At 68.4% G+C, this 12,974-nt stretch carries 12 protein-coding genes; 7 read left to right on the top strand and 5 right to left on the bottom strand.

Annotation, left to right across the window (positions count from 1 at the left end):
• The 3 genes from ADL25_RS44735 to ADL25_RS44725 form a co-directional block, all read left to right on the top strand.
• Nucleotides 1–1,011, top strand: a 1,011-nt coding sequence (locus ADL25_RS44735) for a hypothetical protein (protein ID WP_059133734.1), incomplete at its 5' end; no start/stop codon positions are given.
• Nucleotides 1,008–1,844 (top strand): hypothetical protein, encoded by an 837-nt coding sequence (locus ADL25_RS44730; protein ID WP_059133733.1) that lies wholly within the window; start codon nucleotides 1,008–1,010, stop codon nucleotides 1,842–1,844. The genes ADL25_RS44735 and ADL25_RS44730, both read left to right, overlap by 4 nt.
• Nucleotides 1,845–1,857: 13 nt before the next feature.
• On the top strand, nucleotides 1,858–2,406 hold the full coding sequence (locus ADL25_RS44725; RefSeq protein ID WP_059133732.1) for a hypothetical protein: 549 nt from the start codon (nucleotides 1,858–1,860) through the stop codon (nucleotides 2,404–2,406).
• 194 nt (nucleotides 2,407–2,600) lie between these two features.
• Here the strand turns inward: ADL25_RS44725 and ADL25_RS44720 are convergent, their stop codons facing one another.
• The 3 genes from ADL25_RS44720 to ADL25_RS44710 form a co-directional block, all read right to left on the bottom strand.
• Complete coding sequence (locus tag ADL25_RS44720; protein WP_059133731.1) at nucleotides 2,601–3,521, bottom strand: replication-relaxation family protein; 921 nt, start codon at nucleotides 3,519–3,521, stop codon at nucleotides 2,601–2,603.
• A gap of 369 nt (nucleotides 3,522–3,890) precedes the next feature.
• Nucleotides 3,891–4,583 carry a hypothetical protein gene (locus tag ADL25_RS44715; RefSeq protein ID WP_059133730.1) on the bottom strand — a complete coding sequence of 231 codons (693 nt, stop codon included), beginning with the start codon at nucleotides 4,581–4,583 and terminating at the stop codon, nucleotides 3,891–3,893.
• A gap of 113 nt (nucleotides 4,584–4,696) precedes the next feature.
• Nucleotides 4,697–5,038 (bottom strand): hypothetical protein, encoded by a 342-nt coding sequence (locus tag ADL25_RS44710; protein ID WP_234381317.1) that lies wholly within the window; start codon nucleotides 5,036–5,038, stop codon nucleotides 4,697–4,699.
• Nucleotides 5,039–5,242: 204 nt separating this feature from the next.
• Here ADL25_RS44710 and ADL25_RS44705 point away from each other — a divergent pair, with 204 nt between their 5' ends.
• A complete protein-coding gene (locus tag ADL25_RS44705) occupies nucleotides 5,243–5,743 on the top strand; it encodes an NUDIX hydrolase (protein WP_420711427.1) in 501 nt (166 codons plus the stop codon).
• Nucleotides 5,744–6,055: 312 nt separating this feature from the next.
• Here the strand turns inward: ADL25_RS44705 and ADL25_RS50155 are convergent, their stop codons facing one another.
• On the bottom strand, nucleotides 6,056–6,232 hold the full coding sequence (locus tag ADL25_RS50155) for a hypothetical protein (protein ID WP_199839322.1): 177 nt from the start codon (nucleotides 6,230–6,232) through the stop codon (nucleotides 6,056–6,058).
• Between the two features lie 480 nt (nucleotides 6,233–6,712).
• Here ADL25_RS50155 and ADL25_RS44700 point away from each other — a divergent pair, with 480 nt between their 5' ends.
• Nucleotides 6,713–7,540 carry an HARBI1 family protein gene (locus ADL25_RS44700; protein WP_059133727.1) on the top strand — a complete coding sequence of 276 codons (828 nt, stop codon included), beginning with the start codon at nucleotides 6,713–6,715 and terminating at the stop codon, nucleotides 7,538–7,540.
• 483 nt (nucleotides 7,541–8,023) lie between these two features.
• Here the strand turns inward: ADL25_RS44700 and ADL25_RS44695 are convergent, their stop codons facing one another.
• The gene (locus ADL25_RS44695; protein WP_159045164.1) at nucleotides 8,024–11,224 is read right to left on the bottom strand and encodes a CHAT domain-containing protein; all 3,201 of its coding nucleotides are present in this window, start codon (nucleotides 11,222–11,224) and stop codon (nucleotides 8,024–8,026) included.
• 437 nt (nucleotides 11,225–11,661) lie between these two features.
• Here ADL25_RS44695 and ADL25_RS44690 point away from each other — a divergent pair, with 437 nt between their 5' ends.
• The gene (locus ADL25_RS44690) at nucleotides 11,662–12,009 is read left to right on the top strand and encodes a hypothetical protein (RefSeq protein WP_059133725.1); all 348 of its coding nucleotides are present in this window, start codon (nucleotides 11,662–11,664) and stop codon (nucleotides 12,007–12,009) included.
• Nucleotides 12,006–12,953 carry a hypothetical protein gene (locus ADL25_RS44685; protein ID WP_059133724.1) on the top strand — a complete coding sequence of 316 codons (948 nt, stop codon included), beginning with the start codon at nucleotides 12,006–12,008 and terminating at the stop codon, nucleotides 12,951–12,953. The genes ADL25_RS44690 and ADL25_RS44685 overlap by 4 nt, the downstream gene beginning before the upstream one ends.
• Nucleotides 12,954–12,974: the final 21 nt, after the last annotated feature.

Raw genomic sequence — 12,974 nt, 5'->3', positions numbered from 1 at the left:
CAGATCGCCAACGGCCTGTTCCGGGACAGTCGGTTGTCTTTCAAGGCGAAGGGGATCTTCGGGTACGTCAGCACGCACCGGGACGGCTGGCAGGTCACCGTTGCCGAACTCGTGCGCCGCGGCACGGAAGGCGTCGACGCCGTCACGACGGGCCTCAAGCAACTGGAGGGGCACGGATTCCTCTACCGCACCCGCGAGCGCAATCCCGACGGCACCCTCGGCCAGGCGCTGTACTTCATCACCGACCTACCGGCCCTGCAAAACCCCAGGTCGCAACCAAAGTCGGGTTTTCCAAGATTGGCTGAGCCTACGTTGGCTGATCCCGGCACTAAGAACACCAACAGAAAGAAGACCAACAAGCAGAACACCAGACCCCTCCGTCCATGCCGCAGCGACGCGTCACGAGAGCACGGACGGACGGACCGGCCGGACACGCCAACACCCCCGCCAGCCGTGCACGCAGCAGACGAGATGCACCCGGGCATCCGGCTGCTGCTCGACCTCGGGACGGCCCGCCCCGAGCTGCTCCTGACTGGCCAGGCGCTGACCGACCAGGGCCGCGTCGTGACCGTGATGCTCGAGGCCGGCTGGACCCAGGAGCAACTGCGGCACGTCATCGCGACCCGGCCCCTGCCGCATCCGGTGCGGACCACGGTCGGCGCGATCATCGCCGCCCGCCTGCGCGCCGCCCAGGCCTACCCGCCACCCGCCCTCGCGGCCGACCACCACGGCCCGCACGTACGGGACGACACGCGGCCGCAGCCGATGACCGGCTCTGCCGCCACTCGACCGGTGAGCGAGGCGCTGACCTACCGGGCCCTCGTCGAATGCGCCGGCTGCGGCCTACCCGGAACCGCCCCCGGCGAGGACCTCTGCCCGGCCTGCCTCGGCTGGCCACTCTGCCGCACCTGCACCGGCCCCACCCCCCGCCGCGCCCACCCCCACGGTGACGGCCGCTGCACCACCTGCGCCTCCGCCCCCACCGATCACCAGGAAGGAAGCACCTCGTGACGGACACGCCACCCCACACACCGCCAACGACCACGCACCACGAGCGCCCCTTCACCGGCCACCCGGGCCGGTGGGAGAAGGAACGCGCCCGCGCCGAGCGAACCGGCCACGTCCGCAACGACTCCTGCTCGCACGACTGCGAGCCTGTGCTCGTCTGCGAGCGCACCAGGTGGGGATGGCTGGCCTGGACCGTTCCCGGAGACGGGAGCCTGCCTGAGATCCCCCACCAGATCGGGGTGCTCACCCCGGCCGCGACCTGCCTGCAGCGCCTGGCCCTGCGCTGGCTGACCCGGCGCCCCGCACAGCGCATCGGCCTGGGCGGCATCCCCGCATCCGTACGGCTCTCCGTCGCAACCCTCGCCGTCGCCAGCCTGCTCACCGGACTGTACGCCGCCGCCCAACGGATCCCCGTCGACGTCGTACTGCCGGCGATACTCCTTGCCCCGCTGCTCGCCGAGCACCTGCTTGAACGGCTGGACGCACGCGCCTTCGAACATGTCCGCACCGTCGAAGGCGACGCCCCCTGCCGCTACGTGCAGCGCCTCGCAGCCCTGCACTCTGACCTCGTCGCGGCCGCCGCCAGCAGCGACCGCTACGAACTGCGCCGCCCGGCCGAGATCGGCCAGCACCTGCTGTGGGACGCCGCCGGCCTGCTCCAGACACAGGACACCCTCGCGGCTTCGGACGCGCTCATCGCCCGCGAACGGCTGATGCTCCACCTCGTCAACCAGGTCACTCAGACCATCGGCTGCACAGCCTGCGAGGACGGCGCAACCGAGGCGGGCCAGGCCCGTGTCCGGCGTCCGACCTCACCCTCAACGCACCACGCCTGAAGGGAACCCTTCTATGCCCGAGATCGAGCTCAGCCCGGCCGTCCGTACCGCGAACGTCTACCTGCTCTTCGCGCACGAGCCGTACTACCCCCGCCCTGGAGCCCGGGAGATCAACACCACGGTCGTCGCCGCCAACTCCCTGCTCCACCCGCAGGTGTACCAACCCGACGGCGCCCGCATCCACGACCGCCTCACCCAGGGGCGCAAGCAGGGCGAGATCGTCCCGCTGGCCACCCTCACGCACGAGCTGAACGGGGGCGCCGACTGGCCGGCCGTCGGCGACTGGGAGGCCGTCACCGCTGACCTGCTGCAGGTCGTCCGCTCCGGAGACTGCGATGCGCTCAGCCTCGGCCTGCCCGAGATTGCGCGCGCTCTCGTCTGCGCCGGCCCGAACAGCCACGTCCGCGCCTACGGCGCCGCCAACGGCGGCTTCACCTCCTACGGGCCTACCGAGCGCACCGCGGTGCTGGACGAGATCAATACCTGTCTCACCAACCTCGTGGCAGAGCGGGATCTGTGGCCCGGCGGCGGCCTGGTCGCCCCGCTCACCCGACCCGCCTGAACGGACTCCGGATCCGTTTGGGTGCAAGACACACTGCCTGATGCCGTACACAGCGAGGCCCGGACGGGAGTCGGATCCGTCAGGGCCTCGCTGTGTACCCCCGAGGGGAAGGCGCTCGAGCGCATCGTCCCGGATGCGCTTGAGCGGACGCTCGCAGGCAGGCCGGTTCCTCAGCTACCGCCTGTACAGAAGACTCACAATTCCGTCCAAGGGCGTGGGTTCCCGCCGGTCAGGGGAACCCACACGGGGTGGGCGGGTCCGTGTTGCTCGAGGTCTTCGAGTACGGCGGCTCCGAGGCGCACTTCGCCGGCGAAGGCCGCTACGAGCGGGTGGTGGGCCACCATGGCCTGCAGGTCGCTCATGCGGTTCTCCAGCCTGGTGCGGGAGGCGCCGGTCAGCACGAAGAGCACGCGCGGAAAGACCGGGTACCAGCGCAGCCAGGCAGGACCGGTGGCGGTCGGCTTGCGGCGGCCGACGGGCTGGGCCTCGTACTGGAACAGGCGCGCGTACTCGATCAGCTTCACGGCCAGCCGCTCCGCGCTCATGGTGCTGCGATCGATTTCTACGAACGCACGCAATTTTCGCCGCTGTTGGTGCTCGGCGACCGTGTAGTACATGAGGGCATCGGCGACGACCCGCTCGCCCTCGCCGATCGAGTGGGATACCTCGGGGGTCCAGTCCCAGGGGCCGTGCTCGTGTCCGAGCCGTCGGGCGTCTTCGGCGAAGGCGAGGTGGGCGCGGACGGCGGCGAGCGTGTGCGGGGTCTTCAGCGACGCTGCTGTGGTCGACGTGATGGGGTAGGGCGGCCGGCCGCGCAGAACGGGCAGGTCTCCGGTCAGACGCGCGCCTTCGGGTGTGAGGTACCAGGCGTAGGTACGTGACCGGCCATCATCCGGTAGGACCGTGAAGTCGACCAAGCCGGTGGAGCGCAGCTTCTGCAGAACTCTGGACAGCAGCTGCCGTGTGCCGTCCGGTCGCAGCATGCGGCGCAACTGGTTGGTGGTGACGATGCGGTGCTGGGCGAGCGCGGCCAGGACCTGGTGACGCAGCGATTCGGCCGGCACGGGGCTCACACTGCTGGGCAGGACTCTTGGCGTGGGGCTGGTCTTGGTCATTCTTTGAGGAAACCTGTGACCCCCGACCCAACCTCCGACCATCTACCCCCGACCATGGTCACGAACGCGAAACGCTCTCGTGGTCGGACTTCACGACCCCCGACCATGACCCCGACCACGCGCAGGACTGAGGCGTTGCGGGCCTGCCGACCAGACTCGGCAGGGTAGCGGCCGGCGCAGGGGGAGGGCGGTAGCAGCAGCGGAAGTTCGGCGATGGCCGGTCCGCAGCAGCCGAAGCTGCTGCGGGGCGTGGTGGCGAGCCACGCCATGCCGGCCATCGTGCGACATCCGGTCCGCAAGGGACCAACTACCCATAACCGGATGCCGCGTCTATAGGGGCGGTGAGCCGAGGGCCACCCGCCGGTTGTGCTACCTGGCTGTGCGCTGTGCGGCTTGCTCGAGGATGCGCCGGCGGGTCCACCGGCGGCGGCCGCCCTTCTCGGACGTGGCGTCGACGGTCTTCAGCAGGGGCAGGTTGCCCTGACCCAGACTGCTGCTGAAGGAGTTCACGCTCTTGAATCCCAGCAGAGCCGCCGCCTGCGATGCACCCAGCAGCTCATCCGGGTCACCGTCGACGGGCACGTCCGGCAGGGCGGGCGCTGCGCGTTCGATGCTGCGCTTCCCGCTGCCCGGGCGGGAGTCTTTCCACTCCAGGAGCGTCCGCACGTACCACTTCGGCCGGCGGTAGGGCCGCTCCGGGGTGCCCAGTTCCTCGACGACGTCGGGATCCGGAAAGTAGCCGGGGTGGTCCCGCACATACGTGTTGACCTGCTGAGGGTTCTTGTAGCCGAGGAACCGCGAGGCCTGGGCCCCGGTGAGCAGCTCGTCGGGATCGAGTTTCGGCGGCTTGTGCTCGTGCAGACGGGGCGGCTTGCGCTGGTCGAACCACGCGTCGACGTCGCTCTTGTCCCATTGACGGGCGCGGCCGCGGTGGCCGACGACCTCGGGGAAACCGCTGGTCTCCCGCTCGAGGTACAGCGCGCTGATGCGCGCCGGCGTCAGCCCGCGTTCCGCGGCGATCTCTGCAGCCTCGACGAGGTGAGGCGTGGATCGGGCAGCCATGACCGGAACCGTCCCATCGTCGCGGAGCCGGCCTGCCCGGCTCACAACACATATAATGGCGTATGTTTTGGAGGGCTGTCCAGCCTCCGAGCCATCCCGGCCCGATTCCGGCGTTACTCCTCCGGGAGGAGGCTGACCCCTCGACGGGCGGCGTCCACTGCCATCTCTGAATAGGCCATCGCCGCCGGGGTCATCTCCCACTCGGTCAGAGCGAGCAGCAGGAGCAACTCATCACGGTCCTGCGACGCGTCGCAGGGCATGCCGGCCGCGTTCACGGCCGCCACGAGCTCCCCGATGGACAGCCCCGAGAAGCGGGCCGCCACCATGTCACGCAGCCCCTCGAAGCCCTCCTGATACAACTCGTTCGCTTCGCGAAGGAGCAGCAACAAGTCCGCGCCGTCGCTGGCCGGTGCGGCCGCGGCGAGGTCGAGAATCCTCTGGGTGTTCGTCGTCATCATCAGAAGTATGCCTTTCAGGAAAGATCAGGGATGGCGGGATCAGTGCGGAGCGGCGCAGTGGCTTCGTCGGTGTAACGCGGGAACGGTTGATGCCGAGTTCAGGCAACAGATGTTGATCAAGCGGGTCCAGATTGTTGCCGAGTTCCGAGAACGCCTCGCCGAGAAACGGCGTTGTCAGTGGGTTCTGCCAGGGTGTGCTTCGTGGATGAACTCGTGGAGCGTGTCGACTGTCAAGATCGGGCTCTGGGGGTGGTCACCCGTCGGCAGGCCATCCGGGAGGGCTGGCTGCATCGAATCGCCTCGACGGTGTGTCGTGATGAGCGTGGTCGGATTCTCGTCCATCGGCGGTCGGAGCAGTTGTCGCGCTTCTCCGGGCTCTATGAGGTCATGGTCGGTGGCGCCGTGGATGTCGGCGAGTCCTATGAACAGGCTGCCGCGCGGGAGCTGGCCGAAGAGCTGGGCATCCGTGGCCTGCCGCGCCTGCTGTTCACGTTCATCAACCGCAGCGGCCTGAGCCCTCACTGGCTCGGCGTGCATGAAGCCGTGGTTCCGGACGCTGTGACCCCAGATCCCGATGAGGTCGCCTGGCATGGCTGGCTGACCGAGTCGGAGCTTCACTCGGCCCTGTTGAAGTGGCGTTTCACTCCCGACAGCCACGAAGCCTTCAGCCGGTATCTCGCGTTCCGGACCGCGCAGTCCTGAACTTTCGCGCCTCTTCGGTCGACATGCCAGCCCTGGCATCACGGCGGATCGCCGCGTACAGATCGACCTTGGAGTTCGGCAGCACCCGGGCCCCCTCGTCGTGCAGAGCACAACCATGGTTCCGAGGCAAGCACCTGGGCGTTCTCGAAACTCAGCGACATCAATCTCCCGTGGCACCAGGCGTTCGCACCGCTGAGCAACGGACGTTCTCGAAACTCGCCTACAAAGCCAGGCGCAGCCCTGGCACAGCACGCGCCGGTCGCGGCGCGCCAGGTCGGGCTCCTTGCACGGCTTCTCTGCGCGGAGCGCCGGTCACGCCGGCGCCGGTTCGGGGTCGGGCTGCTTGGGGTAGGGCCGCAGGGCGGTGAGTCCGAGTTTGATCTCCTCCCGCTCCTTGCGGGTTCGACCGAGCCGGAACACGAAGCGGTGCGCGCCGCGGTGCCGGATGTTGCGGGCTCCGACCGCGACCAGGGCGTCGCGCAACCACACGGCGGGGTCGCAGCCGGGCCGCGGCCGCGGAGCTCCGAGCGCTACCAGCTGTGTAGTGGCGTACTCGTGGCCCTGCTCGCGGCGACGGATCTTCTGAGCCGTCCGGTCGGAAGCGCGCGGGTGTCAAGAATCCTGGCCATGCATGGGGCCGAACCTGCACGCGGCTCTTGGTTTTCCCACTCTACGGATGCAGGTTCTCAGGCCTACGCCCTGCCAGACTCCAGACAATCTTTTTGGGCTGCAGGTGGTGGTCGGGGCAAATCTTCAGCACCGTGAGGAGAAAACGGGATTCCCGCAGTCCTCCTCGTACAGCCGCGCCCGTTGCCCGGCCACCCACGCACTGAGCCTTTCCCGGTAACCGGTCGTCGCTCGCTGTGATCGCCGCTGTCTCCGTGCCCCTGCTGTCTCCAAGTCCGGGCAACCGTAAGGCCCCTGGTAGGAACGATCTTGCGACAGAAAGATCCGACCGAGGGGCCTCACGTGCCGACCAGTGTCACATACACCGCCGTGCTCGATGTCCGCCGGTCCACCGCCGAGCACCTATCCCGGCTGCTGCGCGACCACCGTGCGGCGGTCGGCACCCGCGGGGGCCGGCGCGCGCTGGGCTGCTTCCGGCAGGCCGTGCTCATTCTGCGCTGGTTCCTCGACGGCACCCGCCTGGCCCAACTCGCCCGTGACAACGGCCTGTCCTCCTCCACCGCCTATCGCTACCTGCACGAAGGACTGACCGTCCTGGCGGCCGGGGCACCGGATCTGAACACCGCGCTGGAGCGGGCGAAAGCAGCCGGGCTGACCCACCTGAACCTGGACGGCACCGTGGTCCGCACCGACCGCGTCGCCGCCCCCGGCCCCAACGGCGCGGACCTGTGGTGGTCCGGGAAACACCGCCATCACGGCGGGAACGTACAGGTCATCTCCACCCCGGACGGCTGGCCGATCTGGGTCTCCCCGGTACGCCCGGGCCGCGAGCACGACACCACCTGCGCCCGCCACCACGGCCGGCTCGACGCCCTGAACAACCTCGCCGCCGAACCGGGCGTGCCGACCCTGGTCGACCTCGGGTACGAGAACGCCGGAGACGGCCTCCGGCACCCGGTCAAGAAGCCCGCGAGCGGCGAGCTGACCGAGGCCCAGCACACCTACAACAAGGTCATCCGAGGTGTCCACGGCGTGTGCGAACGGGCCAACTCCCTGCTCAAGACCACCTTCAAGGCCCTGCGGCGTGTCAGTCTCGACCCCAGCCGCATCACCCAGATCGCCGCCGCAGCCCTCGTCCTGCTCCAGCTCGAATACGACCGAACCATCTGAACGATCACACAACGTCATGATCCATTACCGGGAAAGGCTCACTGTCGGATCCGTAGAAGGGGTCCGTCGACCCGGCATCTTCATCGCTGAAGATCCCGCGGTCGGTGTGCTCGTCCGTTTCGGTATTGCTCGTCATGTGGCTCCAGTGGGTCTACCCGAAGGCGGGTGCATCACCGGCCTGTCCGACGGTCAGGACGAACGCCAAGGGCTGGTAGCGGCCGTCGGCCACCAGAACTGCCCTCGGTCAGATTCTGCGCGAGCCCGTCAGGGCGCTGCGGCAGTGGGCCGTCGACCACATGGCTGAGGTAGGCCGCCCGCGCCGCCTACAACGCCCCTCGGTGGACGTTGCCACGGCCGGCTGACGGCCGTGCGCTCAGCCAGCCGCCACTGCCCCCAGCCATCCCGGCACCGGCGGTCTGTCCCCGGCGGTTGCGAGTAGGTCGGCGTCACCAAACCGCCCCTGGAAACGGGACGGCTCGACTGTCAGGTGCCCGTGTGGATATGGGCGGCCCAGCGCGTGGGGACTGCGGGGTAGCGGTCTCGGTGTTTTCGTGTGCTGTGGTGGAGAGCCTGGGCGGCGAGGGCGGGGTCCGGTGGCGTGGCGCCGCAGCGTGTGAGGTAGGCGTACATGTCGTGCGTGATGGCGGTCGCTGCGCGGTCGTTGATGGGCCAGAGGGTTCCAATGACGCTGGGGTATCCAGCAAGGAGGAATGCGGCGGTGATATGGGTGGCCTCATCGACATGGTCGGGATCGGTGTCGGTCGTGCTGCACGCGGACAGATAAGCCAGGTCCACGTGGGTGAGGCGAAGCCGGGCGATCCTGGCGAGGGTGAGAGGGTTGTCGAGGTGGTCGTGCAGGAGGAGTCGGCTATTGGCGGGAGCGGCCCAGTCGGCGACGCCGTGGCAGGCGAAGTGTGCGATCTGGTGGCTCGGTAGGGCTGATACGACGTTGTCACGGGTGGCCTGCGTTCCCTGGGGCGGCAGCATGGTCGCTCCGGGGACCATCCTGCGGAGGAGTTCGACTTCCTCGGGCACACTGTGCAGTGGTCTGCTTTGGGGGGCGTCAGGCACAGCCACGATCAGCATGGTCGATGCGGAGGCGCCGGCGAGTCGTTCCCGAAGGCGAGAGGCGCGGGCGTGAGCGAGGGCGCGGATGGTGGGGGTGTAGGAGGAGATCACCCGGTCCATCACGGTGTCGGCGCGACTGGCGGGCATGTGGTGTCCGGCGGCGTGCAGGGGCAGGAAGGTGCACATTCCCACGGGGCACCACCACAATCGGGGCCACGGGCCGTCGTCGGGCGGGGTGGTGGTGTGGCCGAGATGCTGCAGAACAGGTTCGGTGACAGTGTCCCACAGCCAGGCCAGAACGCCGAGGATCTGCCGCTGGGCAGCGCTCCGTTCGCGTGCGGGACGTGTCCCGTCCAAGGCGGTGTGTTGGGCGGTACTGAGGAGGTCGATGTGCGCAGCTGCGGCGGACTCGGTCAGGTTAGGCAGGTCGATGACGCGTACCGGCCGGCTGGGGTCGTCGACGACGATCAACGCTGCGCCGCGCTCATCGTGGACGGTGACATACACAATGGGATTGTCAGCGGCCTGCTGGCGGAGTTGGTCGATCGGGGGCGGCCGCAGAAACCCGTCGAATCCGGGCCGTTCGCGGATGCGCCCCAGCAGATCGGTCCAACGTCGCTGCAGATCGGCCCGCCGGGCGGCCAGATCTCGGTGGTCCACTCCGCCTGCCCCACCAGGGCGGCCCAGAGCCTGGGCGTTGGAGACGCCGACGCTGTCGGGGGCATGGTCGGCGGCCTCGATCGCCTTTCGGATGTCCTCGAACGCGGCGGCGAGGCGGGGTTCTCGGTCCCATAGGTCGGTCAGGTCACTGCGGGCGTCGAGCGTGTCAGCGAGCAATACGCCCCGCGTCTGCTCGAGCAGTTCCACGGCTTGTTCCGGACGGCCTGCGGCGATGGCCGCTGTCGCCGCTGCCGAGGCCAATCCGGACATGTTGACGATCCGGTTTTCTCGGTCAGCTCGGGCGAGAGCGTGAGGAGCCAGCTGAGGCAGTAGCTCCACGGCCAACTCTGCCATTTCCAGGGCGTGGTCGTGCTCGCCCGCGAGGAGGTCCAAGCGAGCGGCGAGCCGTGATGCGGATACCCGCGTAGCCACCGGTGCCGACACGATGCTGGCAGCACTGGCGCAACAGCTTCGTCCCTCTTCTAACGCTGCTGGGTCCCCACCCCGCTCGTACAGGCACTGCAGGCTGATGCCGAGGTTGTTCAGGTATAGGGCTCGGTAGGGGGCGTAGGGCGGGGTGGCGTGGAGCGCGTCACGGCCGACCTGTACCGCCTCCTTCAGCACGGCCTGATTGCCGTCCCAATCACCGAGCTTTCGCAGCGCGTTGCCGAGGCTGCTCAGGCGAGAGGCCAGGTCGGGGTGATCGGATGAGGTGGCTTTGACTGCTTCCCGGGCGACCTGCACGGCCTCCTTGCCCACTGCTGGATCGCCGGCCCGCCAGAAAAGGCTCTGCAGAGCGATGCTGAGATTGTTCAGGAACATGGCCCGGTCAGGACGGTCGGACGGGACAGCGCGCACCGCATCGCGGGCGACCTGCACGGCCTCTTCTCCCAGTGCCAGATCGCCACCCCGCGCGTACAGGCTCTGCAGACTGATGGCGAGGGTGTTGAGATGCATGGCTCGGCGGGGGTGGTCGGGCGGGGTGGCGCGTACCGCGTCACGGCCCACTTGCACTGATTCTGCCAGCACGGCCTGATCACCGTCCCACTCGAACAGAGTCTGCAGGCAGATGCCAAGGGCGTTCAGGTACATGGCGAAGTCGGGGTGGTCGGGCGGCGTGGCGCGCACCGCGTCACGGCTGGCTTGGATGGCCTCCTCCAGCACCGCCTGATCACCGCCTCGCTCCGGCGTGGCGCGCACCGCGTCACGGCTGGCTTGGATGGCCTCCTCCAGCACCGCCTGATCACCGCCTCGCTCGAAAGATCTCAGCAGGGCGACGCCGAGATTGTGCAGGTACATAGCTCGATTGGGGTGATCGGGCGCGGTGCCGTCGACGGCCTCCCGGCCGGCCTGCACCGCCTCTACCAGCGCGGCCTGGTCCCCAGCGCACTCGAAGAGGGTTCGTAGGGCGTAACCGAGGTTGTTCAGGAAGATGGCACGGCTGGCCTGGTTGGACGGGATACGCACCGCATCGCGACCGGCCTGGACGGCCTCCTCCAACACGGACTGGTCGCCGCCCCGCTCGAATAGTTTCAGCAGAGTGGTGCCAAGAGAGTTCAGGCACGCTGCTCGATTGGGGTCGTCGGCCGATGCGCCTCCAACAGCCTCCCGGCTGGCCTGCACCGCCTCCTCCAACGCAGCCTGATCGTCCTCCCGCTCGAACACCCTCCGTAGCGCGATGGTGAGGTTATTCAAGACCATGACGCGGTGGGGGTGGCTCACCTGGGTGATGCCGACGGCCTCCCGGAGGACCTGCACTTGTTCTTCGAGCACGACCGGGTCACCGCCCCATTGGTACAAGTACCCCAGTGCAGCACCCAAGTTGTTCATGTAGAGGGTCCAGTTCGGGTGGTCAGGTGGGGTGGCGCCGACCGCGTCCCGGCCAGCCTGCACCGCCTCTACCAGTGCCGCCTGGTCCCCGCACTGCTCGAAAAGGACCTGCAGAGCGATACCCAAGTCATTGAGCGCTGCGGCTCTGTCAGCGGCATCTGATGAGGGGGTACTGGCAGCTATGTGGCGTAAGCGCGCAGCGGCATGCTGGAGACCGACGACGTCCCCGGTGCTCTCGCAGCGACTCACCGAGCCCATGGCATCCGCCCTGTCATACTTCCTGACCAATGCCGCCAACCATGGGGTTCTTTGGTCGTTGTCCCTGGCCATGAGCCCCTCCCATACAGTCGCCAGCGCCGGTGTCTCTGTAGCGAGATTTCACCCGAGACTCACGCTGGCCGCAGGAAGAAATGACGGTGACTCAGCGCCCGCCTTCCAACCCCGCGGCGCCTGCGGCAGCGTCTCGTGGCGAGGCATCCACGCCCACGGGCATGATAGACAGCCGTCCGCGCGGCAGGGGAGGAATCATGGTGTCAGAACGCGTTGAACAACTATGTCTGAGCATGGCCGGCGACCCGGGCTTGCAGGCGGTGCTGCACGGCGCCGGCTTCACCCGCACGCAGTGGGAGTCGCTTGTCGGCGCGGTCCGCGACGGCGGCGATCCTGCCCTGCTGACAGAACTGCTCGACGCGGTGGAGGAGGCCGCCGCCGCCGTCGGAGTGGACGGGATCACCAGCACGGACCGCCAATTTCAGCCGCTGCCGGACGTGACCGCAGGCGTGCGCACCGCCCATGTGTGGCGATGCCCTCACCCGCGCCCGTGTGGCCGCTTCGAACCGGGCAGCACCGCAACCCCGGTGTGTCCACTGACGCAGGACCCGCTGACACCCGTCACGGTGATCAGCGGATGAACACGTTTCTTGGCGAACTCGGCAAGAAGATAGCCGAACGCTGGGTCACCGTCCTGGTCCTCCCCGGCCTGCTGTGGGTGTCCACCGCTCTCCTCGCCACCCAACTCGGGTGGAGTCACGCCTTGAGCCCGCACGTCCTGGCCGACAGGATCACCCCGTGGGCAGACGACAGTCACCCCGCGGTGGTGATCGTGGTCCTCCTCGCGGGCCTCCTGCTAGCCAGTGCCGCCGCCGGATTGGTAGCGACCGCGCTGGGCATGCTGGTACGCCGCCTCTGGACCACCCGCGGCCGGTGGCCACCCGCCCGCCGGCTCACCATCTGGCGGCAAAACCGATGGCGCTCCGCCGACAACCAGGTCAACACGCTGATAGGCGAGGCCCTCCGCAGCAGCGCACACTCTTCATTCCCCCCAGCCACCGGCGTCACCACCGCATTGCCCATAGTGGTCGCGGGGCCTGGCATCGCCGAAGCGCTGGCTCGCCGAGACGCCATCAGCCTTGAATTCCCCGAGCTCCCTACGTGGATTGGCGACCGATGGCGGGACAACGCGATCCGCATCCGCCGTGCCTACGGACTGGACATCGCCCTTGCGTGGCCCCGCTTATGGACCGTGCTCCCCGAATCCCTGCGCGCCGACCTCACCACTGCCCAAACCGCCTACACAGCCGCCGGCAGCCTCATGGGATGGGCCACCCTCTACGGCTTACTCGGCATCTGCTGGTGGCCCGCTCTGCTCATCAGCATCGCCGTGGTCACCACCGGCACGATCCGAGCCCGCACGGCCACTGCCGCCCTTTGCCAGCTCATCGAGACCGCTGCGGACCTCCACGGCCACACCCTCGCCGAACAACTACGCCTGCACTGCCCAGGGCCCTTGACTGTCGACGTCGGCAATCAGATCAACGCGCTTCTCCGCAAAGACCCACCGCCAAGCTTCCCCTGACACGAGGGAGCAGCCGTGAAC

This window comes from Streptomyces sp. NRRL F-5122, from assembly GCF_001507435.1.
GTDB classification, from domain to species: Bacteria; Actinomycetota; Actinomycetes; order Streptomycetales; family Streptomycetaceae; genus Streptomyces; species Streptomyces lannensis.
This window is presented reverse-complemented; position numbering and strand designations above follow the sequence as displayed.

Excerpts from the sequence above, each read along its gene's own strand:
- ADL25_RS44725 (WP_059133732.1), top strand. The coding sequence starts at position 1,858 with ATGCCCGAGATCGAGCTCAGCCCGGCCGTCCGTACCGCGAACGTCTAC.
- ADL25_RS44720 (WP_059133731.1), bottom strand. The coding sequence starts at position 3,521 with ATGACCAAGACCAGCCCCACGCCAAGAGTCCTGCCCAGCAGTGTGAGC.
- ADL25_RS44715 (WP_059133730.1), bottom strand. The coding sequence starts at position 4,583 with ATGGCTGCCCGATCCACGCCTCACCTCGTCGAGGCTGCAGAGATCGCC.
- ADL25_RS44710 (WP_234381317.1), bottom strand. The coding sequence starts at position 5,038 with ATGACGACGAACACCCAGAGGATTCTCGACCTCGCCGCGGCCGCACCG.
- ADL25_RS44690 (WP_059133725.1), top strand. The coding sequence starts at position 11,662 with ATGGCCGGCGACCCGGGCTTGCAGGCGGTGCTGCACGGCGCCGGCTTC.
- ADL25_RS44685 (WP_059133724.1), top strand. The coding sequence starts at position 12,006 with ATGAACACGTTTCTTGGCGAACTCGGCAAGAAGATAGCCGAACGCTGG.